The organism is Tenacibaculum sp. FZY0031 (assembly GCF_036350695.1).
In the GTDB taxonomy this organism is placed as follows: domain Bacteria; phylum Bacteroidota; class Bacteroidia; order Flavobacteriales; family Flavobacteriaceae; genus Polaribacter.
On record NZ_JAZDVY010000005.1, the window covers coordinates 31782 to 54331 of the forward strand.

Sequence of the window (22550 nt, forward strand, 5' to 3'; positions counted from 1 at the left end):
CGCAATAAATTTGCAGACTATAAAGTGTTAACACAGTGTCCACAATTACTACAATGTGTAGTTCCAGCTGCTTGCTTAGACTTATCAGCTAAAATTTCTGAAATCATTGATTCTTTGGTTTTCATAATTAAAAATTTTAAAGTTTGGCCTACTCTATTCTATAAGGTTTTCAGCATCCCCTTTGTTGCAACTTCTTTAATATTATGGTACATAAATCCAATAGAATTCCTAGGCTTTTCAAAATGAGACTTAGTCTTTTGAAAAACTAAAAGATTTCTGTAAAGATTCTTTTGAAATTTAAATTTTAGTAATAACCTATGCTCTAGTATATTTAGGAGGCTTTCTCTCTCTTATATTATCTAATGTCTATAACTGTTGTAAAACCCTTAAAAACATGTAAAGACATCTAAGCTGCTGTAATATGTTTTAGATGATAATCCTACATCTAAATATACTATGAGCTATTCCTTTAAAGCTATAAAGAAAATAGGTTATTAAAATAAAAACAAAGTGGTGGTAAGAGCTTTTAAGCTTGTATTTTTCTCCTCTTTAAAACTGAGACATCACAACAACGTATCTCATATTCATTACAAGCACTATTTAAGCTAATATTCTATAACTGCTCAAATACTTGAATAAAAAAACATTAATAAGAAAGATTAAATGTAAAAATAAAAACTCTTACACTAAAAAAGGTGGAGGTCTAGAAAAAAGTTGCTCCGCAGTAATAGTACCTGAAATAATAAAATTATAACTTTTAATTACTTCTCTCTGAACAACGTGCTCGGTGTTTTCTACCGAAAAATCTAGAGTATCAGGAGTAACTAACGGAGTTAAATCACTTGCAACTGTATGATCACATATAGTACAGTGTGATGTATGGTCTTTATCGTCTGTATGGGATAGCACGTGCAACCCGCCTACTTTCATTGATAGAAACAGGACAAGAAATAAATATGCAATGCTATTTTTTAAACGATTACTTTCCATTTGGTTACGAATATAATAAATTAAATTATATAAACACCTTTTTTTTTACTACTTAAATTTTATTATAAACTCTCGTAGTTAAACTAGCTATATTTATGGAAAAACTATGCATAGTGTAAAACAACATCTTAACAACAATTTTTAATTTACTGAAAACAAACCCACTATCCTCTCTCCTCTTTTTTCGTTAATAAAAAGCTAACAAAAACTATTTTTTCACCCGTTGAATATAGTATTTTCGCACCCTTTCTTACAGAAAAATCACATTTCAAGGGTACGAGAACAACTATGAACGACGAAAAAAACTGGTTACAATATTATAAAAACAGCTTATCTGATAGTGAAAACCTAGCTATCGACATTAGTAAAATAAAAAACCTTTTTCATCAAAAATCATCCGATTTAAGTAACGCACTCATCAACTCTAAACAAGCAAATCAACTGCTAGATGTTGAAGAACGTAGAATTAATCGGTTAAAAGGAATTACTAAAAAAGACAACCCTAAATGGCATAAAGTAGAAGAAACTAAACTATTAATAGCACCTTTTCATTTAGTATATCAAACCGACAACACTAAATTCAAACAACGTACTATTCATCCTTTTTGGATTAGTGCTATTGTAAATCGTTCAGGACAATTATCGGCTCCAAAAGATGGCTTTCCTTTAATTGTTCGTAACTATCTAACTCCTATGGCAGATATTAAGAATGATTTTATCTTCTCTTCTATCGACACCGTTTTAGATGCCAAAGACCTAGACGCTCCCGATTTTGAAAATAGCGAAGAACCTATACCTTGGGATGAATACTGGAACTATATTAACGAAGTATTTTCTGCGATAACTTTTAGCAATCTATATCGCTACCAAGTAGAACGCTATACCACACAATATGAGCTTACTTATTTCGCATTAAGTTCTAAAATTTCTACCGCAAAAAGTATTTTATTTCTGTACGAAAACCTACTTAAAAACACGGATGAATTACCCGTACTCTCCAAAATCATCAATCCATATACTAGAGAGCGACAAGAAGCCATTACCGATAATGGATTCTTAGTTTACAATCATTTGCATTTAGGACAAATGTCGAATAAATTCCCGCTTTCTGTTAGTCAGCGAAAAACATTACTATCGTATTTAGTAGCCGAAGAAAATGCAGTTACCGCTGTAAACGGACCTCCAGGAACTGGAAAAACTACCCTATTGCAAAGCTTGGTTGCTACCGAGTTTGTAAAAGCCGCTATTAACGGTGAAGAAGCACCGATTATCTTAGCTTGTTCTAACAACAACCAAGCAGTAACCAATATTATTGATAGCTTTATCAACTCTGAAAGTACCATGGGAGAATTAGCCAACCGTTGGATTCCTGATTTTAACGGATATGCAACCTACCTCCCTTCCAGTTCAAAAAGTGAGAAGAAACTAGCCAATATCAATTATTTAAAAGGAAACCTATTTGGTCATGAAGGAACACTTTGTAATCTGGAGAATGAAAAATATATCTCTGAAGCAGAATACTATTTTTTAACAAACTACTGTCAGTATTTCAATACCCAAACAAATTCACTTGACGATGTGTGTAACCATCTACAAGAAGAAATTATGGGTATTCAAACTATTTTAGCCGATGGTGTTGATTTCTCTAGAAACTATATAAATGCTGTAAATTACATTAACAGCATACTTGTACACGAAGAAGATTTTGTTCAAAAAAGTACATTTAAAATCTCCAAACTACAAGAATGGAGAACTGTTTTAAACGATTTAAAAACATCGACAAAAGACACTGATTTTATTAATAAAGTAAAACACTATTTTATTGATGAAGCTGCGTTTGAAACAAGAAATGCTGAACATATTTTTAAAGCTACAGCAGAAACACTGTTGGATGCTAAAAAAGCGGCAGCATATATAAAAGAATGTACCAACAATGTAAACCTGCTACTGCAATCACATTTAAGCCTAAAAAATTGGAAGTATGAAAACAATATTAAAGGATTTCCTTTTGTTTCAGAAGAACAAATGTGGGCGTATGAATATGAAAAAATTAAAACTAACGATGCAACCCAGCGTTTCTTTTACGATGAGTTAGATATTGATTTACGTCATAAAGCATTCTTATTAGCAACCCATTATTGGGAAGCGCGCTGGTTACTAGAAACCAGAGAAATGTTAGAAGAGAACACCGAAAAAGGAACAGGAGAATATGCTATTAAAGCAAAATGGAAACGAAGAGCGATGCTTACTCCTTGCTTTGTAGCTACTTTTTATACAGCACCAAGTCACTTTTTATACAGTCAATTTCAAGGAGAAAACGAAAACGGAAAACCTATTTTTGAATACTTACCGCTATACAACTTTTTAGATTTGTTAATTATTGATGAAGCAGGTCAGGTTACTCCAGAAGTAAGCATCCCTGTATTTTCATTAACCCAAAAAGCTTTTGTAGTAGGTGATTTACAACAAATTGAACCTATTTGGTCTATTCCTAAAAAAATTGACCAAGGAAACTTAACAAGTCTTGATATTATTGAAAACCAAAATGACGCGCATCTAGACGAATTAGGTTTTTTAGCTTCTAGCGGAAGTATTATGAAAATGGCTCAAAATGCCTGCGAATTTGAAACGCCATTACCCGCAAAAAAAGAACAAGGATTAGTTTTATTGGAACATAGACGATGTAATGATGAAATTATTAGTTTTTGTAACGAATTGGCCTACGATGGTATTTTAAAACCTATGAAAGGAAAAGCTAAAGAAAATCAGGCATTTCCATCAATGATGGCATATCATATAGAAGGAGTTAGTGAGCGCAAATACAACAGTCGTCAAAATATGAGTGAAGTAAAAGCTATTATTTCTTGGTTACAACAAAATAAAGAAACCATTCAAGAAGCATACGATGTAGATGCTATTGAACCTGTTTTAGGAATTATTACTCCTTTTGCAAGTCAGAAAGGAGAATTATCTAAAGCCTTAACCGATGCGGGTTATAAAGTTAGCGACATTAAGCTAGGTACCGTGCACGCTTTACAAGGAGCAGAACGAAACATTATCTTGTTCAGTTCTGTATACTCTAATGATGATGAAGGAACCATGTTTTTTGAAAAAGACAACAAACCTAACATGTTAAATGTAGCAGTTTCTAGAGCCAAAGAAAGCTTTATTCTTTTTGGAGACACTCGAATTTTTGATGAAACCAAAAACACCCCTTCTGGAATTTTAAAAAGACACTTAAACATTTATGAAATGGCTAACTAATTATGTTGTTGTACACCAAAAAAATTACCAACTTAAAAAGTGTACAACACTTGTACACTAAAAAATTTGATAAAAAAAATAGTGTACAGCACTTGTACACCAAAAAATTATCAACTTAAAAAGTGTACAGAAAAATACCTAACTTGCTATTAAACATTTTTAATAACATTTAGAAAAATGTTAGTTTCATATTTTAGTAATTAAAAACTAATAAATAACAACAAAAAAAGGAACGATTAAATCGTTCCTTTATTTATATACAATGCTGTAAGCTTATTTTTTAAACTCAGTAATAGTCTTCTTAATAATATTAATACAGTCTCTTAATTGCTCTTCATTCATTACTAATGGTGGTGCAAAACGAATGATGTTTCCGTGTGTTGGTTTTGCTAATAATCCGTTATCGCGTAACTTCATACAAATATCCCAAGCAGTTGAGCTATCTTCAGTATCGTTAATTACCACAGCATTTAACAATCCTTTACCACGTACTAACGTTACTAACTCGTTTTCTTTAGCAAACTCAGCTAACTCTTCTCTAAAGATTTTACCTAAACGCTCAGCATTCTCCGCTAATTTTTCATCTTTAACTACCTCTAAAGCTGCAATTGCTACTGCTGCCGCAACAGGATTTCCTCCAAAAGTAGAACCGTGGTTACCAGGTCTAATCACATTCATAATGCTATCATTTGCCAATACTGCAGATACTGGATACGCACCTCCACTTAATGCTTTACCTAAAATTAAAATATCTGGCTGTACATTTTCATGGTTTACTGCTAATAACTGACCTGTACGTGCAATACCTGTTTGTACTTCATCAGCAATAAATAATACATTATGCTTTTCACATAAGGCTTTCGCTGCTGCTAAATACCCTTCAGAAGGCACATAAACTCCTGCTTCACCCTGAATAGGTTCCGCCATAAAACCAGCAATATTATCGTTGTTTTCTAAGGCTTCTTCTAAAGCTTGTAAGTTATTGTACTCAATTTTGATAAATCCGTCAGTAAATGGTCCAAAATTCTTACGTGCTACCGGGTCATTTGAAAATGAAATAATGGTAGTTGTTCTTCCGTGGAAGTTATTCTTACAAACAATAATTTGGGCCTCATTTTCATTGATTCCTTTTACTTCATATGCCCACTTTCTACAAATCTTTAAGGCAGTCTCAACAGCTTCAGCACCTGTATTCATTGGTAATAATTTATCAAAACCAAAGTATTCAGTTGCAAACTTTTCATACTTCCCTAACATATCGTTATAAAAAGCACGAGACGTTAATGTTAATGTTTGCGCTTGGTTTACCATAGCTCCCACTATTTTTGGGTGGCAATGCCCTTGGTTTACCGCAGAATACGCTGATAAAAAATCATAATATTTTTTTCCTTCAACGTCCCATACATATACTCCCTCTCCTTTACTTAATACTACTGGTAATGGATGATAGTTATGCGCTCCGTATTTGTTTTCTAAGTCAATCGCTTGTTGCGAAGTTAATTGGTCTAAAACAGCCATTTTAATATTTTTTAATATGTGAATAAAATAACCATTCCTTGTCTACCTTTATCCTTTCGAAAGCTCGAAAATTCAGCGTGGGAAAGAAATCATCCCTAAAAAGGTGCAAATTAATAAATAAATGAGCACAACAAAAATTGTAATGAGTTAAATATTTAGTGACTTTGTTCGTAGCTTTGGGTCTAAATAAAAAACACTAAACTTTTAATTATGAAAAAACTTTCAATCATATGCCTATTAATTTTTGCGGTTATAGGGTGTAAATCTACTTCTGTAACGAACACCAAACTTGACAATAAAACTGAGCGAATGTTAAAAGGAAACTGGACTATTACTGCGGTTAATTTCTCAGGTTCCGACTACTTAAAAGTCAATTCTTTTAACTTAGAAGATTCGAGTTGTTTTATTGGTAGTAACTGGAGTTTTGTTTCAAACAACAACAAAGGAGAAATGAGTTTAAATACCCCTAGTACAGAATGTAAAGACTTCAGCTCACCCATTACTTGGTATGTGAATACAGATGGTAATTTTGTATTAAAAATTATTAATAATCACAAAGCTAAAGACGTTAATGCTGGATATATTTTAAGCGTACGTAACATTACCGAAACTAGTTTTGATTTAATTGATCAAGTGAACGTTGCAGGACAACTAAAAGACATAACTTACTCATTTCAAAGACAATAATTAACAAAGACATTATGAAAAAATCAATCATTTATAGTTTATCAATCTTATTTATAGCAGGAACTATTTTTACTTCTTGTAAATCTGTTCAAAATGCGAACAACACTCAAAAAGGAGCTGCCATTGGTACAGCTGCTGGTGCTGTAATAGGTGCTGTAATAGGTAACAATGTAGGAAGTAAAAACAACTCTGAATTAGGTGCCATTTTAGGAGGTGTTGTAGGTGGTGTTGCAGGTGGTGTAATTGGTAACCAAATGGACAAACAAGCTCGTGAAATTGAAGAAGCTTTACCAGGTGCAGAAGTAGAAAGAGTTGGTGAAGGTATTAAACTTACTTTAGGTGAAAATGCTGTTCGTTTTGCTACTAACAAAGCGACTTTAACAGCTACAGCACAAGCTAACTTAGATAAGTTAGTTCCTGTATTTAAAGATTATGAGAACACTGATATTGTAATTTATGGGTATACAGATAGTACAGGTGCTGTTGATTACAACCAAAAACTTTCAGAAAAAAGAGCCAATTCAGTAAAAAACTACTTAGCTAACAAAGGGCTGAACAACAGTCGTTTTGAAACTAAAGGACTAGGAGTTAAAGATCCTATTGCTACGAACGATACTGCTGAAGGAAGAAGCAAAAACAGACGTGTTGAGTTTGCTATTGTTGCAAACGAACAAATGATAAAAGAAGCTAAAAAAGAAGCAGGCCAATAAAAAGCCTTCACAACAAGATTTAAAGACTACTCTTTTAGAGTAGTCTTTTTACTTATATAAACTCTAACCGTCTATACTTTACTAGACAACGAAGACACTTGCAACTCTAACCTTTTTACTTCTCTAATAATTGCTTTTTTATCCATTTGCATCCAAGCAAAAATCTTTAACATGCTTACCCCTACTAAAAAAACTATAGTACCTGTTGCCCATTTAAGTAACTCTTTAGTTTCTTCAGCCTGAAAAAAATGCACAATACAATAAATAAACAACCCAAAAAACACCAAGGTAACAACATTCATCATATACATAATCCATTTATTTTTTCCTTCAAACAACCCTCCTACCATTTCTAAAACATTTTGTTCTTCTAGTTCATCATAAAACTTTGCTTCTTCTTCTGATAATGTTTCTTTTATTAATGCATCAATATCTTCTAATTTACTCATGATTTCTATTTTTTAATAATTAGTTTTAACTTCTCTCTTGCATGAAACAACCTTGATTTCGCTGTTCCTACTGATATGTTTAACAACTCTGCTATCTCTTTTAAAGAATAACATTGTTTATAAAAAAGCTCGATAACTATTTTTTGATTTTTAGGAAGCACTTCTATTGCCTCTTTTATTTTTTCCTTATAAATAGTAATATCACCATTATCTTCGCTAAGATTTACCCTAAATTGCTCTTGATGATATTTTTTTAAGCTTTTAGTTCTTCTTTGATTTGAGCGTAAATAATCTATCGATTTTCGATTTACAATACTTATTGCCCACGATTTAAACTTTGTTGGATCTTTCAAATCCTTGAGTTTTCCAAAAATCACCTTCCAACTCTCTTGTGCTATATCTTTAGCAACATCAGCATCTTTCACCATCCAAAAAGCAAATTTGCAAAACTGTAAATGCCATTTTTTAACCAGAGCATTGAGTGCCTTTTTGTTTCCTGATTGATATGCTAAAACCAATTCTGTGTCGGTTATATTTTCCAAGTTTTTCATAATTGATTACACCTCATAGACGTAGAAAAAATAAAAAGGTTCAATTTTCTATTAAAAATAAGAATTAATGTTTGAGTTTAAAGTTACACAAACCATATCTTTTCCTAATTTTGCACACTATAAATCACAGTATAGAATGCCAAGAAGAGAACGAAATAAATTTGTAAAAAGAGGACAAATCATTGAAATTTTAATTGAAGATTATGCCTTCGGCGGAAAAGGGATTGGAAGAATACGTTCAGAAGAAGGTGTTTTTGTCGTTTTTGTTCCTAACACTTTACCAGGACAGTTAGTAAAAGCACGTGTAGACAAATCAAAGAAAAAATATGCCGAGTGTAAGTTAATTGATGTTTTAAAACATTCTGATGATGAAGTAACTGTTCCTTATCAAGATATTCCTGGAGCACCGTACATTCAATTACCTATTGATTTACAACACCAATACAAGCAAGAAAGTACTTTATCTTTATTTAAACGCATTGGTAAAGTTGAAAATATTGAAGATTTGTTTGATGAATTTATCGCTTCTCCTAATGTATTCCATTACAGAAATAAAATGGAATACGGATTCTCTGCCATTGGTTACGATCGCGAAAATAAAACCGATATAGATGAGTTTACCTTAGGTTTTAAACGTCGTGGTGTTTGGTGGATGGGAGATAATCTTGAAAAAGATTCTGGTTTATTTGGCAAACAAGTTGAAGATAACATCAAAAACATTAGAGAATACTGTAAAAAAACTGGTTTAGCTCCTTGGCACGGACCTAAAAAAGAAGGTTTTTTTAGGTATTTTGTGGTACGAAAATCATACAAAACCAACGAACTATTATTCAACTTAGTAACCACTTCTCACGAGTTATCAAAATTTGATTTAAAAGAATTCGCCAACTATTTAGTAGAACTTTTTGGCGATAGAGTAGCTGGTTTGTTACACACTATTAATGACGAAACTGGTGATAGAACTATTGCTACCTCTGGAAGTGTGAAGTTGGTATACGGAAAAGATAAGATTGTAGAAGAATTATTAGGCTTAAATTTTGAAATCAGCATGAAAAGCTTTTTTCAAACCAATCCTAAATCTGCCGAAAAACTATATACCAAAGTAGTTGATTATGCGTTAGAAAACAAAGATGCAATTGACAATACCGTAGTCATGGATTTATTCTGTGGTACTGGAACTATTGGGCAAATTATTGCTTCAAAGTCGAATAACACTAAAATTGTAGGTGTAGATATTGTGGCTTCTGCTATTGAAGATGCTAAAAAGAATGCAGAACGAAACAATATTGAAGGTTTACAATTTTATGCAGCTGATGTAGGAAAGTTTTTAAATGAACATCCACAATATAAAAACAAAATAAGAACCATTATTTTAGATCCAGCGCGTGCAGGAATTGCGCCAAAAACGCTTAAGAAAATCATAAACTTAAACGCAGATAGAATGGTTTATGTATCTTGTAACCCAGCAACGCAAGCTCGTGATACTGAAGAGTTGATGAAAAACGGGTATCAATTAAAAAAGATTAGTTTAGTAGATCAATTTCCACATACATCACATATAGAAACGGTAGTTTTGTTTGAGAAGTAATATGGTTGAGTTAATTCATTTAATTGTTTAAAAGTTTATTTGCTATGAAAATTTATTCTTTTGAAAAATTAGAAGTTTGGAGAGAAAGTATCTCACTAACTAAAAATATATATAGTTTAACTAATAGCTTTCCCATAAATGAAAAATTCGGATTAATCTCACAACTTAGAAGAGCTACAGTTTCAATAGCCTCTAACTTAGCAGAAGGTACAGCACGAAAAAGTAATAAAGATAAAGCACGTTTTATTACTATTTCTTATAGTTCAGCAATGGAAGTGTTAAATCAACTCATAATCTCAAGAGAACTAAACTATATTTCTGAAAAAGATTATATTTTAGTCAGAAAAAAGTTAGAAAAGATAACCAATATGTTAAACGCATTAAGAAAATCTCAACTTAACGCATAAACAACTAAACGCATAAACAGATAAACAACTAAACCCATAAACAACTAAACAGATAAACAATTACATGAAAAAATACATTGCTCTATTCATACTTATAGCAGGTTTAACAGCCTGTGAAAAAGATGATTTCTGTACACAAAATCCTGTGACTCCTAATTTAGTACTACGCTTTTATGATAAAATCGAAACCAATAATGTAAAAAATGTAGAACGCTTATCTGTAATTGCAGAAGGAAAAACTGACAGTCTTTTTACCAATAGAACAGCAGACAGCATTGCTATTCCGTTAAACAGTTTGTCTCAAAAAACAGTATATACATTAAAAATGAATAATGTAGATGGTACTATGGCCAATAACCAAACAGCCACGCTTACTATAGAGTACAACCCTAAGGAAGATTTTGTATCTCGCTCTTGTGGTTTCAGAGTTATTTTTGAAAATGCTACCTTAAACCATACTGGTTGGATAGACAGTTTATCTACTACAGAAATTCCATTAATCGACAATCAAGCTAGCGCCCATGTACAAGTATTTCATTAGTCTATGTTTCGTTTTTGTATTTGTCAACGGATACTCACAAATAAATACATCTAAAGAAGAAACCAAAGAAAAAAAAGATACCATTACCTATAAAACAGGATATGGCTTACGTATCGGATTAGATATTAGTAAACCTGGTCTTGCTATTATTGATAAAAGTTATAGTGGTCTCGAATTAGTGGGTGATTACAGAGTATCTAAAAAATGGTATATCGCTACTGAATTAGGTTTTGAAGATGAAACCACTTATGAAGACTTTTCTTCTTCATCTTCGAAAGGGAGTTATATTAGACTTGGAGCAAATTACAATGCTTACGAGAATTGGTTAGACATGAATAACGAAATTTATGTGGGTATGCGTTACGGTTTTGCCATATTTGATCATACCTTAAATAGCTACCAACCCAATGTTTCTTCGGGTACCGAAAACTTACCTCCTTATTTTCCATCAAACCCAATTACAACACCTATGTCTGATGACGGGCTAACCGCTCATTGGACTGAATTACAGTTAGGTATAAAAGCAGAAACCTTTAAAAACTTGTTTATAGGTTTTAGCTTTTCGTATAAAATAATGTTAAGTGTTGACGATCAAAAAGGCTTTAAAACACTATACACCCCCGGTTTTAATCGTGTTTTTGAAAGCAGTACAGGCTTCGGATTTAACTATACAATATCGTACTTAATCCCTTTTGTTAATAAATAAATTATCAGCATACGCTTGATTTCACTAACTTTACTGCCTGAATAATAAAACTTATTAACAATGAATAAAATTCCAAGCGTAAACTTAGCAGATTTTTTATCGGACGATGCTGAAAGAAAACAAAAATTCATCAATGAAATTGGTGACGCTTACGAGAATATAGGATTTGTAGCATTAAAAGGGCACTTTTTAGATGATGAATTAGTGGATAACTTATATGCTGAAATCAAGAAGTTTTTTGATTTACCTACAGATGTAAAAGAAAAATATGAAATTCCAGGTATTGGTGGTCAAAGAGGATATGTTTCATTTGGTAAAGAAAGTGCTAAAGGAAAAAAAGAAGGAGATTTAAAAGAGTTTTGGCACTTTGGTCAGTATGTTGATACAGATTCGAAATACGCAAAAGAATACCCAAAAAATGTAATCGTTGAAGAATTACCTGAATTTAACAAGGTAGGTAAAGAAGCTTACCAAATGTTAGAAAAAACAGCTAAATACGTGTTGCGCTCATTGGCCCTACACTTAGGCTTAGAAGAAACGTATTTTGACAACTACATTAAAAATGGAAATAGTATTTTACGTCCAATTCACTACCCTCCTATTACTACAGAACCTAAAGGAGCTGTAAGGGCTGCTGCTCATGGTGATATTAACTTAATTACCTTATTAATGGGAGCTCAAGGAAAAGGACTACAAGTACAAAACCACAAAGGAGACTGGATTGATGCTATAGCGGAAGATGACGAATTAATGATTAATGTAGGTGATATGCTATCACGTCATAGCAACAATAAATTAAAGTCAACAATTCACCGTGTAACTAATCCTCCTAAAGAATTATGGGGAACATCTCGTTATTCAATTCCTTTTTTCATGCATCCTGTTTCTGATATGAAATTAGACGTGTTAGATAATTGTATTGATGAAAACAACCCAAAGCAATTTGAAGACATTACTGCAGGTGAATTTTTAGACGAACGTTTACGCGAATTAGGATTGAAAAAATAAATTTAATGGATTTACAAGATCAATTAAAAAATTTATTCCCAGATCATCAGTTTGAAGAAAAACCTGAAGAAAAAAAGCCTGATGTTTGGTTACAAGATGAACCTATTCTTTGTAAGTATGAAAAACGTAAAGGGAAACCTGTAACTATAATAGACGGTTATAATGGAGCTACCCAAGATTTTAAAAAACTTGCTAAAGAAATTAAAACTAAACTAAGTGTTGGTGGTAGTTTTAAAGATGATAAAATCATAATTCAAGGAGATTATAGAGATACTATAATGCAACTTTTAAAAGATAAAGGATTCAACGTAAAACGCGTTGGTGGATAAGCAAAAATGTCGGGAATTTTATTCTTCGACATTTTTTTTATATTTACAACTTTTGTAAAGTGTTAAATATCAATTAATAAATAATAACGTATAAAATAAACCGTTTATTTTATATAAATAAAGAAATCAACCAATTCCCTAAAAATCATGAAACATTCTTTATTACACATAACCAATGGAGACGTCACAACTCAAAGACTTCAAAAATTAAATATTGAAGGTGATATTATTACGTGGCGTGAAATGTTGTGTGAAGGAAAAACATCAGTAGACGTAGGTAGTGAAGACTTTTGGAAAACCCGCTTTGACTTTTTAAAAACTACCTATAAAGTTACGAAGAAGAAGTTTATAGATTATACCCTTAAAGAATATCGTAACCTTTGTAACCAAAAACAACAAGAAGAAATTGTTTTGTGGTTTGAATATGATTTGTTTTGTCAAGTAAACATGTTAGCCGTAATAAGCTGGCTAAAAAGATACCGCAAAAACCATAAAATATCTTTAGTTACTAGTGGTAAAATAGATGACTCTAAAAAATTATATGGCTTAGGTGAACTATCTGACAACCAATTAAAAGAGCACTTTAAAAATAAAATAGCACTTTCTCAAGACGACATAGAGTATGCTGACTATATATGGCAGCTATATTGCTCAGACAGTCCGTTAGCGCTTGAAAATGCACATAAATTTAATCCACAATCTCCTTTTGTATATTTAGAAAAAGCGATCAAAGCGCATTTACTTCGCTTCCCTTCTATTGAAAATGGATTAAATCATATAGAAAATAATATTTTAAAAGCTGCGAACGAGCATACTTTTGCTACCCAAAACGAATTTATAGCCAACCTTTTAACTCATCAAGAGAACTACGGATTTGGTGACATTCAATACGTTAACAAACTTGAAAACCTCAAAAAGCTTTTCACCTCATTTGATCCTGTAAAACTCAGTAAAACAGGCAAAAAAGTACTGCAAAACCAAACAAACTATTATGCTAAAATTCGTTCTGATTTTTCGTATCTTGGTGGCGCAAAAAAATACAGCTATCTCTATGTAAACTCTACTGATAAGCTGTTAAAAATTACATCGTAAATGAGTATACAACATTCTGAGCTCATCTTAAATCCAGATGGTAGTATTTACCATTTGAATTTAAGACCTGAGCATATTGCTACCGATATCATTTTTGTTGGAGACCAATATCGCGTCGATAAAGTTACCAAACACTTTGATACTATAGAGTTTAGCACCCAAAAAAGAGAATTTAAAACCACTACTGGTACCTATAAAGGAAAGAGAATTTCTGTAATTTCTACAGGAATAGGTCCTGATAATATTGATATTGTTTTAAACGAGTTAGATGCCTTAGTTAATATTGACTTAAACACGCGTCAAGCTAAAGAAAAGCATACACAATTAAACATTACAAGAATTGGAACTTCTGGTTCTTTACACGCCGACATTCCTGTTGATAGCTTTTTATTAAGTTCTCATGGACTGGATTTAAACGGAATGCTACAATCGTATCAAGTAGATAAAATCTCACATCCTGATATAGAAGAAGCTTTTATAAAGCACACCAATTGGAGTGTAAAAAAATCATATCCGTTAATTGTTTCTAACGGACAGATGTTAGAAAACAAATTAATGTCTAACAAGGTATATAAAGGAATTACAGCCACTGCTGGTGGATTTTACGGACCTCAAGGACGTGTTTTACGTTTACCCCTACAAGATCCTGATTTAAATAAGAAGATTGATAGTTTTAACTATAACAACAATCGAATTACCAACCTTGAAATGGAAACATCTGCTATTTATGGGTTGGCTAAACTACTAGGTCATAATGCAGCTTCCATGAATGCTATTATTGCTAACAGAGCTAATGGAACATTTAGTGAAAATCCGTACAAAGTAGTAAATGATTTGATTGAATATACTCTTGAGAAATTAGTTGAATAAATGCTGAAATTAAAAATAGGTGGTGTTCCAGAACATTTTAATTATCCTTGGTACATCACGTTGAAAAACAAAGAATACACCAAAGAAGGAATTAACTTACGTTGGAAAGATTACCCCGGAGGTACGGGAGCCATGGCGAAAGCTTTACGCTCTGGTGATGTTGATATTGCCTTGGTACTTACTGAAGGAATAATTAAAGATATCATTAACGGAAACCCTTCTAAAATTACACAAACTTTTGTAAAAAGTCCGCTTGTGTGGGGAATTCATGTTGCTGCCAACTCTAAATTTAAAACTATAGATGATTTAGAGAATGCTACAGTAGCCATTAGCCGATTTGGTTCTGGCTCTCAACTTATGGCAATTGTTAATGCCCATAATAATGGTTGGGATATTAACAAACTACAGTTTAAAGTAGTTGGAGATTTACAGGGAGGAATAGATGCTTTAACGAATGGAGAAGCCGATTATTTTATGTGGGAACACTTTACCACGAAACCATTAGTAGATAATGGTACTTTTAGAAGAGTTGGTAACTGCCCTACCCCATGGCCTTGTTTTGTGATTGCTGTTCGTGATGAAATCTTAGAAAATCATTTTGAAGAAGTAAAAAAAGTACATGATATTATTAACGCTTGTATTAAAGACTTTAAAGACTTTGATAATATTGATAAAATTCTTTCTCATAGGTATGAACAACAAATAGAGGATATTCAAGAATGGCTATCAATTACCGAATGGAATGATGGTGAGCCTATTTCTGAGAATTTAATTACGGACATACAAAATAAAATGGTAGAGTTCAACGTTATTGAAAAGAAGGAAAATTCTGGTGACTTAATCAGAAATATGTATATTTGATTTTTATAAAACGGAATAATGATGAAAAAAGTAGTATTTATTGCAATTTGTACTGTTAGTTTATTAGGTTTTTCTTCTTGTGGAAGTACTAGTCCATGCGGCTTAGCAAAAACTAATCAAAACAAACAAAAACAACATCAACAAGAGATTGTAGTGGCAGATGCAACTGAAGTAGCAATCGCTGAATAAGTTGATGTTTCTTTATTCAAATTCAATAAATCCGCTTTTTTAGGCGGATTTTTTTGTTACTTTTAAAAATATGAAAAAGTTGATAAAATTTGCGCTTACTATTTTATCTTTTTTAATTATATTTATTTTAGTAGATCTATATGTTTTTAGAGGCTATTTCTCAGACTTATATTTGGGACCTTTTTATGAAAACAATTTAAAGACAGAAGAAATAATATCTAATGATTTAGAACTAAAAATCATTAAGCAAAAAAACATCTATGAAATCAATTTCAAGAATAAAACACTAAAACCTTACTTTATTTGGACATATAGGTGGAACGTGTACTTTCCTGTTAATGATTCTATTTTCTCCTTTCATTATAGGTTCAATGCTAATTTCCCTGAACATAAAGATGAGTTTGACTACAGTGTTAGTTGTAGTACAGGCTTAAATACTTTCACAATCAACCCCTTAGAATCTTTTCAAAATAAATTAAATTACAAACAAATTGTCAACCTTGTTTATTGGCCTTATTACCATCATCAAAAAATAAAAAATGACACAATAATGGATTTAATCCATGGAAAACCTCTTTTGTTTAATAATGATAAAGTAATGAAAATTTTTGAACGAAATGACATATCCAAGAGAGACAGTATCAATTTAAAATTTTACCTCCCTGTTTTCAATTACAATAACCAAAATTTAATCTATGTAAAATCAAATAATATAAAGATTGCTTACAAAGATATCGTTGAGAATTTAATTAAAAGCGAAAAATATATCAGAAATCTTAAAACCTTAAACTAATTCTTCTTTTTTAACATAGGTACAAACCTGAAACCACCTAGTTCATGCTTTTCAAATTCTTTTGGTGACTTTCTAATAAACAAAGTCATTACTTGTTCTTTATCTCCCACAGGAATCAACAACCTACCTCCTACTTTAATCTGCCCTAATAATGCTTTAGGCACATATGGTGCTCCAGCTGTTACAATAATTTTATCAAAAGGAGCTTCTTCTGGCAATCCTTTATAACCGTCTCCAAAAATAAACCGCTTAGGTTTATAGCCTAATTTCGGTAAAAACATTGAAGTTTTTTTAAACAACTCATGCTGTCTTTCTATGGAGTACACTATTGCGTCCAACTCTAACAATACTGCTGTTTGGTATCCAGATCCTGTTCCTATTTCTAATACTTTATCACCTGTTTTTACTTCCAATACTTGTGATTGAAACGCTACCGTATACGGTTGGGAGATTGTTTGTTCAGCAGCAATAGGAAAAGCTTTGTCTTGATACGCATGCGCTTCAAAACTACTATCCATAAACAAGTGTCTTGGAATTTTTCTGATGGCTTTCAATACTTTTTCATCATTAATTCCTTTTGCTTCTAAAATATTTGCTAACTGATTTCTAAGTCCTTGGTGTTTGGTTGTGTCCTTCATTCTTACATTACGCTACCAATAGGAATTACTAATTAAATGATTATAAAACCTATTATCTCTTATTTAAAATACCCATTATGGGGCTTACTAATTATAAAATTTCGGGAGGATAAAAGTAGTAATAAATCTGTATAAAAGTGTATCTTTGTTTGCGTTGATTTTTTGTAGAAATCGTTTCTTTTTCAACAAACCAATCAAATAACTAATAATCTTTCACTTATGTTAAAAGCTGGAGTTTTAGGCGCAGGTCACTTAGGAAAAATCCATTTGCGTTTGTTACAACAATCAGATAAATATGAATTAGTAGGGTTTTATGACCCTTTTACAGAAAATGCACAAAAAGTAGCTGATGAGTTTGGCTATAAATTATTCGATTCAGTAGAAGCATTAATTGATGCTGTTGAAGTAGTTGATATTGTTACTCCTACGCTTTCTCACTTTGATTGTGCTAAACAAGCCATTGAAAAAGGAAAACATATTTTTATTGAAAAGCCTATTACGAATACAGTACTAGAAGCTGAAGCTATAAGAACTTTAGCCAGCCAGCACCATGTTCGTGGGCAAGTTGGGCACGTAGAGCGTTTTAACCCTGCTTTCATGGCTGTAAAAGACTTAATTGACACGCCCATGTTTATTGAAACACATCGTTTGGCTGAATTTAATCCTAGAGGAACAGATGTACCTGTCGTTTTAGATTTGATGATTCATGATATTGATATTATTTTATCGGTAGTAAAATCAAAAGTAAAAAGTGTTCATGCTAGTGGTGTATCGGTAATTTCGGAAACTCCTGATATTGCTAATGCGCGTATTGAATTTGAAAATGGTTGTGTAGCAAACCTAACCGCAAGTAGAATTTCGATGAAAAACATGCGTAAGAGCCGTTTTTTCCAAAGAGATGCTTATATCTCTGTAAACTTTTTAGAAAAGCAATCAGAAGTTGTTAGAATGAAAGATGTACCAGAAAAACCTGATGAGTTTGCTATGATTTTACAAAATGCTGAAGGAGTTAAAAAGCAAATTTATTACGACAATCCTGAAGTGGTAGCTAACAATGCTATTTTAGATGAATTAGAGTCGTTTGCTGATGCTATTCACAATAATACTACGCCTATTGTTTCGTTACGTCAAGGTACTGAGGCTTTACGTGTAGCACATCAGATTATAGACTGTTTTTAGAAAATGAATTCTCTTCGAGCATTTGGTTCTTTATTGTACTTTATAATATTCTTTGGAGGATTGTATTTTTTATGGAATTACGGAAACATAGCTTTCTTTTTTGGTAAAACCACAAAAGTAAATGCTCAAATTGATTCTATAAAAGTTGTTTACGGAACTGCTGGAAGGGGATATCATCAAAAAATTTATTATCAATATAAATTTGAAAATAAGATATACAGTTCAAACTTTAGAAATAAGGCTACAATGTGGGAGCCGATTCAAGAAAATGATAGTTTACAACTAAAACTTTCAAATAATAATCCGCAAAATAATAAAGTAATTGGAGTTTATTTCTCCTATTAAAACACACAACAACATGAAAAATATCGCCGTAATTGGAGCAGGAACCATGGGAAATGGAATTGCGCATACGTTTGCTCAATTTGGATACAATGTTCAACTTATCGACGTTTCGCAAGCTGCCTTAGATAGAGGTTTAGCAACCATTACTAAAAACTTAGACAGAATGGTAGCGAAAGAAAAAATTACTGAAGACGATAAAAATAATACCCTAAACAATATTACTACCTACACTTCTATTAAAGAAGGGGTGCAAAATACTAGTTTAGTGGTTGAGGCTGCTACTGAAAATATTGACTTAAAACTTAAGATCTTTAAAGATTTAGATGAAGCTTGTGCTGAAGATACTATTTTAGCTACCAACACTTCATCAATCTCAATTACTCAAATTGCAGCAGCTACCAATAGACCAGAGAAAGTAATTGGAATGCACTTTATGAACCCTGTGCCAATTATGAAATTGGTTGAAATTATTAGAGGATACAACACTTCTGATGAAGTAATGGACTTTACCGTTGATTTAACTAAGAAAATTAATAAAGTTCCTGTTGAAGTAAACGATTACCCTGGTTTTGTTGCCAACCGTATTTTAATGCCAATGATTAACGAAAGTATTGAAACATTATACAACGGTGTTGCGGGTGTTGCTGAAATTGATACTGTAATGAAATTAGGAATGGCACATCCAATGGGACCACTACAATTAGCTGATTTTATTGGATTAGATGTTTGTTTATCTATCTTAAACGTTATGTATGACGGATTTAAAAACCCTAAGTATGCTCCATGTCCGTTATTAGTAAACATGGTTGCAGCAGGTAAATTAGGAGTGAAATCTGGTGAAGGTTTTTACGATTATTCAGAAAGTAGAAAAGCAGAGAAAGTTGCGAAGATGTTTTCTTAAAAACTAAGAAAAATATAAAATAAAAAAAGAAGCCCAAAAGGCTTCTTTTTGTTTTATAACTGCAATACTTCACCTTCATTAGGGATTACAATTTTATCTTGAATAGATTTTTCTTGCTCTTTTAAAAATAAGCGAAGCTCCTCTTTTGTTAATCCACAATGGTTTATTGCATCCATATGAATTGCTATTAAAGTAGCCTTCTTATTCTCAACAGCTATCCTTAGTACTTCTTCTTTAGTTAACGTCATATGTTTACCTGGTTCTAAAACAGGATTTGGCTTGCTAAAAGTACACTCCCCTGTATTGGCAACAATATAAGTAGGTTTTTCACTTTTCAAGGCATTCTTTAAAAGACCATCTAAAACGGCGTCTCCTGTAATAAATATTCTATTTTCTTTAAATGTCAAAGAAAATGAAGATGATTCACCAAAAGGCATTGCTCCCGTTGCTCCTTCATGATGATGTGCTTCGTAGCGTTTTATCGATATTCCAGACCAATTTACAACCTGCTCTATGCTTTTTAAATTTGTAAATCCTTTTGATTTTAATTTTTCTACATCGAAAGGCTGGCAAAAAATAAGTATGTTTTTAGGAAGTAATTTTTCCGCATCTTCATCAAAATGATCTGGATGATAATGTGTTATCAAAACCGCATCGGCTTGTTCTATAATTTTATTTTTAGGTATCGGTAAATCATTCATTGGAATCCGTTTATCATTAGAAAAAGGAATCGGATCTTGTGTTCCTTTATCAGACAAAACAGGGTCTATTAATATGCTTTTTGAATTTACTTCTAAAAGCACCGTAGCCTGCCGTATGTATTCCAGTTTTATTCTATTGTGTTTTCTAGTTTTATTAGTTGTTTGACACGCACTAATCACGGTTAAAATTACGAGTAGTAATTGATACCCTTTCTTCATTTTTATATGTTTTTTTTCTTATGCAGCTACGAAACTAAAGCACTTTTAAACAAGAAACAATACGTTACATTTTTGTACCTTACGCACCTTTTGGTTAGTTTTTTTAGTACCAAAAAGATAGAATTGAAAAAAAATGAAAAATTTTTTACCTGATTATTGCCCTTTAACTTATGCGACAAAAGTTATAAGTGGAAAATGGAAGTTATTTATTATTTCTAGACTTGTTGAAAAACCACTCAGGTATGGGCAAATCAAGACTGCATGTGAAACAATTTCAGAAAAGATGTTAACTAGCCAATTAAAAGAGTTAGAAGCTGATGGAATTATTGTTAGAAAAATATATGCTGAAGTACCGCCAAGAGTTGAGTATTCTCTCACTCCATTTGGCAATGATTTAGTCAATGCTTTAGCTCCATTACATGCTTGGGGAATTGACTACATGGAGCATAAAAAAATTCCTTTTCCTGAACATAGCTAAAAAGATGATTACACCGCATCATCAAAGTAAACAAAGAACTAGTTTCCTAAATTATACGTTTAGCTAAAAGCCTTTTTTTGGGCTTAACACGAAGTATCCGCAATGATTTTCCATTCGCCTTGTATCTTCTTGAAGATGATCATAAAAACGCCGTTAGCGTCTCCTACTGTTCTTTTTAAATGATATTCACCCATTACAGAATAGGCGCCTTCAGTAATTTTAGAAATATCATTAATCTTAAACGTTAATGTTCCTGAGTGTTCTTTTGTTGGATACCCTTTTTTATAGTTATCTAAGGTTTTTTGCCAACCGAAAGTAATTCCATTTCGTCCGTAAAACTTTAATAAATCACTTTTCCAATATCCTTGCATAAAACCTTCTAAATCGTGATTAGACCAAGCTTCTTCTTGTGCCTTCATCACTGATAAAATCTCTTGTTTTTCTGTTTCTTCTGAAATGGTTTTGGCCACTTCTTGCTTACATGAAACAAATAGTATCACTAAAAAAACAATACTTAAAAACTTTTTCATTTTAAAATAGAGCATTTATAATTTCTTTTACGGTCACTCCTTCAGCCTCTGCTTTGTAATTTTTTACTATTCTGTGTGATAAAATAGGAATGGCTACCGCCTGCACATCTTCAATATCTGGAGAATATTTTCCATGTACAGCTGCATGTGCTTTGGCTGCTAAAATTAAGTTTTGAGAGGCTCTTGGTCCTGCACCCCAATCAATATATTTTTTAATTAATTCAGTAGCTTTATCTGAATTAGGACGTGTTTTTCCAACCAAACCAACGGCGTACTCAACAACATTATCTGCTACAGGTATTTTACGTATTAACTTTTGAACTTCAATAATTTCTTCTGAAGAAAAAATAGCATTGACAATTTGTTCAGTTATTGACGTCGTGTTTTTTACCACTTGTACCTCTTCTTCAAAACTTGGGTATTCCAAGTTAATTGAAAACATAAAACGATCTAGTTGGGCTTCTGGTAACGGATACGTTCCTTCTTGTTCAATTGGGTTTTGAGTTGCTAATACAAAAAATGGCAGCTCTAATTTATAGTGATGTCCTGCAATAGTTACCGATTTTTCTTGCATTGCTTCTAGTAAAGCTGCTTGTGTTTTTGGCGGTGTACGGTTTATTTCATCTGCTAAAATGATGTTTGAGAAAATTGGTCCTTTTATAAATTTAAAATGACGTGTTTCATCTAGTATTTCACTTCCTAAAATATCAGAAGGCATTAAATCTGGAGTAAACTGAATTCTATTAAAATGCAACCCTAATGCGCTAGAAATTGTGTTTACTAATAAGGTTTTTGCCAATCCTGGTACTCCAATTAACAACGAATGTCCTCCACAAAAAATCGAAAATAATGTATAGTTTACCGCTTCTTGCTGACCTATGATAACCTTTCCTATTTCTTGTTGTAGTTGGCTATATTTTTCTACTAATGTGTTTACTGCTGTTACGTCAGACATAAATCAAAGTTTTTCTTTGTTCAATAATTTTAATTACAAACTTTTATAAAA

At 32.2% G+C, this 22550-nt stretch carries 26 protein-coding genes; 18 read left to right on the plus strand and 8 right to left on the minus strand.

The genetic code is table 11. The features are described from left to right. Positions 1–681: 681 nt before the first annotated feature. Positions 682–990 carry a hypothetical protein gene (locus V1T75_RS08070; protein ID WP_330488042.1) on the minus strand — a complete coding sequence of 103 codons (309 nt, stop codon included), beginning with the start codon at positions 988–990 and terminating at the stop codon, positions 682–684. Positions 991–1278: 288 nt separating this feature from the next. On the opposite strand from V1T75_RS08070, the gene V1T75_RS08075 reads away from it, so the two are divergent. Then, positions 1279–4254, plus strand: coding sequence for a DEAD/DEAH box helicase (locus V1T75_RS08075; RefSeq protein WP_330488043.1), 2976 nt, complete (start codon positions 1279–1281; stop codon positions 4252–4254). 273 nt (positions 4255–4527) lie between these two features. Here V1T75_RS08075 and rocD read toward each other — a convergent pair whose 3' ends face one another. Then, positions 4528–5772 (minus strand): ornithine--oxo-acid transaminase, encoded by a 1245-nt coding sequence (rocD, locus tag V1T75_RS08080; RefSeq protein WP_330488044.1) that lies wholly within the window; start codon positions 5770–5772, stop codon positions 4528–4530. A 210-nt stretch (positions 5773–5982) separates the two neighbouring features. On the opposite strand from rocD, the gene V1T75_RS08085 reads away from it, so the two are divergent. Together V1T75_RS08085 and V1T75_RS08090 are read left to right on the plus strand one after the other, a co-directional pair. Continuing rightward, positions 5983–6459 carry a hypothetical protein gene (locus V1T75_RS08085; RefSeq protein ID WP_330488045.1) on the plus strand — a complete coding sequence of 159 codons (477 nt, stop codon included), beginning with the start codon at positions 5983–5985 and terminating at the stop codon, positions 6457–6459. A gap of 14 nt (positions 6460–6473) precedes the next feature. After that, on the plus strand, positions 6474–7169 hold the full coding sequence (locus V1T75_RS08090; RefSeq protein ID WP_330488046.1) for an OmpA family protein: 696 nt from the start codon (positions 6474–6476) through the stop codon (positions 7167–7169). A gap of 71 nt (positions 7170–7240) precedes the next feature. Here the strand turns inward: V1T75_RS08090 and V1T75_RS08095 are convergent, their stop codons facing one another. Further along, positions 7241–7618, minus strand: coding sequence for a DUF6768 family protein (locus tag V1T75_RS08095; RefSeq protein ID WP_330488047.1), 378 nt, complete (start codon positions 7616–7618; stop codon positions 7241–7243). 5 nt (positions 7619–7623) lie between these two features. Then, complete coding sequence (locus V1T75_RS08100) at positions 7624–8169, minus strand: RNA polymerase sigma factor (protein ID WP_330488048.1); 546 nt, start codon at positions 8167–8169, stop codon at positions 7624–7626. Positions 8170–8305: 136 nt separating this feature from the next. Between V1T75_RS08100 and rlmD the strand changes: the two genes are divergently transcribed. The 11 genes from rlmD to V1T75_RS08155 all read left to right on the plus strand — a co-directional run bounded on the left by rlmD (position 8306) and on the right by V1T75_RS08155 (position 16553). Then, positions 8306–9757: a 23S rRNA (uracil(1939)-C(5))-methyltransferase RlmD gene (gene rlmD / locus V1T75_RS08105; protein ID WP_330488319.1), complete on the plus strand. Its 1452-nt coding sequence runs from the start codon at positions 8306–8308 to the stop codon at positions 9755–9757. 44 nt (positions 9758–9801) lie between these two features. Beyond that, positions 9802–10164 (plus strand): four helix bundle protein, encoded by a 363-nt coding sequence (locus tag V1T75_RS08110; protein WP_330488049.1) that lies wholly within the window; start codon positions 9802–9804, stop codon positions 10162–10164. A 64-nt stretch (positions 10165–10228) separates the two neighbouring features. Beyond that, entirely contained in the window at positions 10229–10705 is a 477-nt protein-coding gene (locus tag V1T75_RS08115; RefSeq protein WP_330488050.1) for a DUF6452 family protein, read from the plus strand. Further along, complete coding sequence (locus V1T75_RS08120) at positions 10686–11411, plus strand: DUF6048 family protein (RefSeq protein WP_330488051.1); 726 nt, start codon at positions 10686–10688, stop codon at positions 11409–11411. The genes V1T75_RS08115 and V1T75_RS08120 overlap by 20 nt, the downstream gene beginning before the upstream one ends. Positions 11412–11471: 60 nt before the next feature. Next, positions 11472–12419 (plus strand): isopenicillin N synthase family dioxygenase, encoded by a 948-nt coding sequence (locus tag V1T75_RS08125; protein ID WP_330488052.1) that lies wholly within the window; start codon positions 11472–11474, stop codon positions 12417–12419. Between the two features lie 5 nt (positions 12420–12424). Next, a complete protein-coding gene (locus tag V1T75_RS08130; RefSeq protein ID WP_073183642.1) occupies positions 12425–12748 on the plus strand; it encodes a translation initiation factor in 324 nt (107 codons plus the stop codon). 147 nt (positions 12749–12895) lie between these two features. Then, positions 12896–13840: a DUF1835 domain-containing protein gene (locus V1T75_RS08135; RefSeq protein ID WP_330488053.1), complete on the plus strand. Its 945-nt coding sequence runs from the start codon at positions 12896–12898 to the stop codon at positions 13838–13840. Further along, positions 13841–14710, plus strand: a complete 870-nt coding sequence (locus V1T75_RS08140) for a nucleoside phosphorylase (protein ID WP_330488054.1) — start codon at positions 13841–13843, stop codon at positions 14708–14710. Further along, positions 14711–15571 carry a substrate-binding domain-containing protein gene (locus tag V1T75_RS08145; RefSeq protein WP_330488055.1) on the plus strand — a complete coding sequence of 287 codons (861 nt, stop codon included), beginning with the start codon at positions 14711–14713 and terminating at the stop codon, positions 15569–15571. An 18-nt stretch (positions 15572–15589) separates the two neighbouring features. Continuing rightward, positions 15590–15760, plus strand: a complete 171-nt coding sequence (locus V1T75_RS08150) for a hypothetical protein (RefSeq protein WP_330488056.1) — start codon at positions 15590–15592, stop codon at positions 15758–15760. A 70-nt stretch (positions 15761–15830) separates the two neighbouring features. Continuing rightward, positions 15831–16553 (plus strand): hypothetical protein, encoded by a 723-nt coding sequence (locus tag V1T75_RS08155; RefSeq protein ID WP_330488057.1) that lies wholly within the window; start codon positions 15831–15833, stop codon positions 16551–16553. Here the strand turns inward: V1T75_RS08155 and V1T75_RS08160 are convergent. Next, on the minus strand, positions 16550–17191 hold the full coding sequence (locus tag V1T75_RS08160) for a protein-L-isoaspartate(D-aspartate) O-methyltransferase (protein ID WP_330488058.1): 642 nt from the start codon (positions 17189–17191) through the stop codon (positions 16550–16552). The genes V1T75_RS08155 and V1T75_RS08160 overlap by 4 nt on opposite strands. A 219-nt stretch (positions 17192–17410) precedes the next feature. Between V1T75_RS08160 and V1T75_RS08165 the strand changes: the two genes are divergently transcribed. The 3 genes from V1T75_RS08165 to V1T75_RS08175 are packed head-to-tail and all read left to right on the plus strand — an operon-like array spanning position 17411 to position 19616. Then, positions 17411–18370, plus strand: coding sequence for a Gfo/Idh/MocA family protein (locus V1T75_RS08165; protein ID WP_330488059.1), 960 nt, complete (start codon positions 17411–17413; stop codon positions 18368–18370). 3 nt (positions 18371–18373) lie between these two features. Beyond that, positions 18374–18715, plus strand: coding sequence for a hypothetical protein (locus tag V1T75_RS08170; protein WP_028892570.1), 342 nt, complete (start codon positions 18374–18376; stop codon positions 18713–18715). 13 nt (positions 18716–18728) lie between these two features. Continuing rightward, the gene (locus tag V1T75_RS08175; protein WP_330488060.1) at positions 18729–19616 is read left to right on the plus strand and encodes a 3-hydroxybutyryl-CoA dehydrogenase; all 888 of its coding nucleotides are present in this window, start codon (positions 18729–18731) and stop codon (positions 19614–19616) included. 53 nt (positions 19617–19669) lie between these two features. Here the strand turns inward: V1T75_RS08175 and V1T75_RS08180 are convergent, their stop codons facing one another. Further along, positions 19670–20536 (minus strand): MBL fold metallo-hydrolase, encoded by an 867-nt coding sequence (locus V1T75_RS08180; protein WP_330488061.1) that lies wholly within the window; start codon positions 20534–20536, stop codon positions 19670–19672. A gap of 133 nt (positions 20537–20669) precedes the next feature. On the opposite strand from V1T75_RS08180, the gene V1T75_RS08185 reads away from it, so the two are divergent. Next, positions 20670–21014: a winged helix-turn-helix transcriptional regulator gene (locus V1T75_RS08185; RefSeq protein WP_330488062.1), complete on the plus strand. Its 345-nt coding sequence runs from the start codon at positions 20670–20672 to the stop codon at positions 21012–21014. 83 nt (positions 21015–21097) lie between these two features. Here the strand turns inward: V1T75_RS08185 and V1T75_RS08190 are convergent, their stop codons facing one another. Both V1T75_RS08190 and V1T75_RS08195 read right to left on the minus strand, forming a co-directional pair. Continuing rightward, entirely contained in the window at positions 21098–21544 is a 447-nt protein-coding gene (locus tag V1T75_RS08190) for a YybH family protein (protein ID WP_330488063.1), read from the minus strand. 1 nt (position 21545) lies between these two features. Then, positions 21546–22499 carry an AAA family ATPase gene (locus V1T75_RS08195; protein ID WP_330488064.1) on the minus strand — a complete coding sequence of 318 codons (954 nt, stop codon included), beginning with the start codon at positions 22497–22499 and terminating at the stop codon, positions 21546–21548. Positions 22500–22550 lie beyond the last annotated feature (51 nt).

What these genes read in the sequence shown, in the direction of transcription:
- V1T75_RS08070 (WP_330488042.1), bottom strand. Translation starts at nt 990, where the DNA reads ATGGAAAGTAATCGTTTAAAAAATAGCATTGCATATTTATTTCTTGTC.
- V1T75_RS08075 (WP_330488043.1), top strand. Translation starts at nt 1,279, where the DNA reads ATGAACGACGAAAAAAACTGGTTACAATATTATAAAAACAGCTTATCT.
- rocD (WP_330488044.1), bottom strand. Translation starts at nt 5,772, where the DNA reads ATGGCTGTTTTAGACCAATTAACTTCGCAACAAGCGATTGACTTAGAA.
- V1T75_RS08085 (WP_330488045.1), top strand. Translation starts at nt 5,983, where the DNA reads ATGAAAAAACTTTCAATCATATGCCTATTAATTTTTGCGGTTATAGGG.
- V1T75_RS08090 (WP_330488046.1), top strand. Translation starts at nt 6,474, where the DNA reads ATGAAAAAATCAATCATTTATAGTTTATCAATCTTATTTATAGCAGGA.
- V1T75_RS08095 (WP_330488047.1), bottom strand. Translation starts at nt 7,618, where the DNA reads ATGAGTAAATTAGAAGATATTGATGCATTAATAAAAGAAACATTATCA.
- V1T75_RS08100 (WP_330488048.1), bottom strand. Translation starts at nt 8,169, where the DNA reads ATGAAAAACTTGGAAAATATAACCGACACAGAATTGGTTTTAGCATAT.
- rlmD (WP_330488319.1), top strand. Translation starts at nt 8,306, where the DNA reads ATGCCAAGAAGAGAACGAAATAAATTTGTAAAAAGAGGACAAATCATT.
- V1T75_RS08110 (WP_330488049.1), top strand. Translation starts at nt 9,802, where the DNA reads ATGAAAATTTATTCTTTTGAAAAATTAGAAGTTTGGAGAGAAAGTATC.
- V1T75_RS08115 (WP_330488050.1), top strand. Translation starts at nt 10,229, where the DNA reads ATGAAAAAATACATTGCTCTATTCATACTTATAGCAGGTTTAACAGCC.
- V1T75_RS08120 (WP_330488051.1), top strand. Translation starts at nt 10,686, where the DNA reads ATGTACAAGTATTTCATTAGTCTATGTTTCGTTTTTGTATTTGTCAAC.
- V1T75_RS08125 (WP_330488052.1), top strand. Translation starts at nt 11,472, where the DNA reads ATGAATAAAATTCCAAGCGTAAACTTAGCAGATTTTTTATCGGACGAT.
- V1T75_RS08130 (WP_073183642.1), top strand. Translation starts at nt 12,425, where the DNA reads ATGGATTTACAAGATCAATTAAAAAATTTATTCCCAGATCATCAGTTT.
- V1T75_RS08135 (WP_330488053.1), top strand. Translation starts at nt 12,896, where the DNA reads ATGAAACATTCTTTATTACACATAACCAATGGAGACGTCACAACTCAA.
- V1T75_RS08140 (WP_330488054.1), top strand. Translation starts at nt 13,841, where the DNA reads ATGAGTATACAACATTCTGAGCTCATCTTAAATCCAGATGGTAGTATT.
- V1T75_RS08145 (WP_330488055.1), top strand. Translation starts at nt 14,711, where the DNA reads ATGCTGAAATTAAAAATAGGTGGTGTTCCAGAACATTTTAATTATCCT.
- V1T75_RS08150 (WP_330488056.1), top strand. Translation starts at nt 15,590, where the DNA reads ATGATGAAAAAAGTAGTATTTATTGCAATTTGTACTGTTAGTTTATTA.
- V1T75_RS08155 (WP_330488057.1), top strand. Translation starts at nt 15,831, where the DNA reads ATGAAAAAGTTGATAAAATTTGCGCTTACTATTTTATCTTTTTTAATT.
- V1T75_RS08160 (WP_330488058.1), bottom strand. Translation starts at nt 17,191, where the DNA reads ATGAAGGACACAACCAAACACCAAGGACTTAGAAATCAGTTAGCAAAT.
- V1T75_RS08165 (WP_330488059.1), top strand. Translation starts at nt 17,411, where the DNA reads ATGTTAAAAGCTGGAGTTTTAGGCGCAGGTCACTTAGGAAAAATCCAT.
- V1T75_RS08170 (WP_028892570.1), top strand. Translation starts at nt 18,374, where the DNA reads ATGAATTCTCTTCGAGCATTTGGTTCTTTATTGTACTTTATAATATTC.
- V1T75_RS08175 (WP_330488060.1), top strand. Translation starts at nt 18,729, where the DNA reads ATGAAAAATATCGCCGTAATTGGAGCAGGAACCATGGGAAATGGAATT.
- V1T75_RS08180 (WP_330488061.1), bottom strand. Translation starts at nt 20,536, where the DNA reads ATGAAGAAAGGGTATCAATTACTACTCGTAATTTTAACCGTGATTAGT.
- V1T75_RS08185 (WP_330488062.1), top strand. Translation starts at nt 20,670, where the DNA reads ATGAAAAATTTTTTACCTGATTATTGCCCTTTAACTTATGCGACAAAA.
- V1T75_RS08190 (WP_330488063.1), bottom strand. Translation starts at nt 21,544, where the DNA reads ATGAAAAAGTTTTTAAGTATTGTTTTTTTAGTGATACTATTTGTTTCA.
- V1T75_RS08195 (WP_330488064.1), bottom strand. Translation starts at nt 22,499, where the DNA reads ATGTCTGACGTAACAGCAGTAAACACATTAGTAGAAAAATATAGCCAA.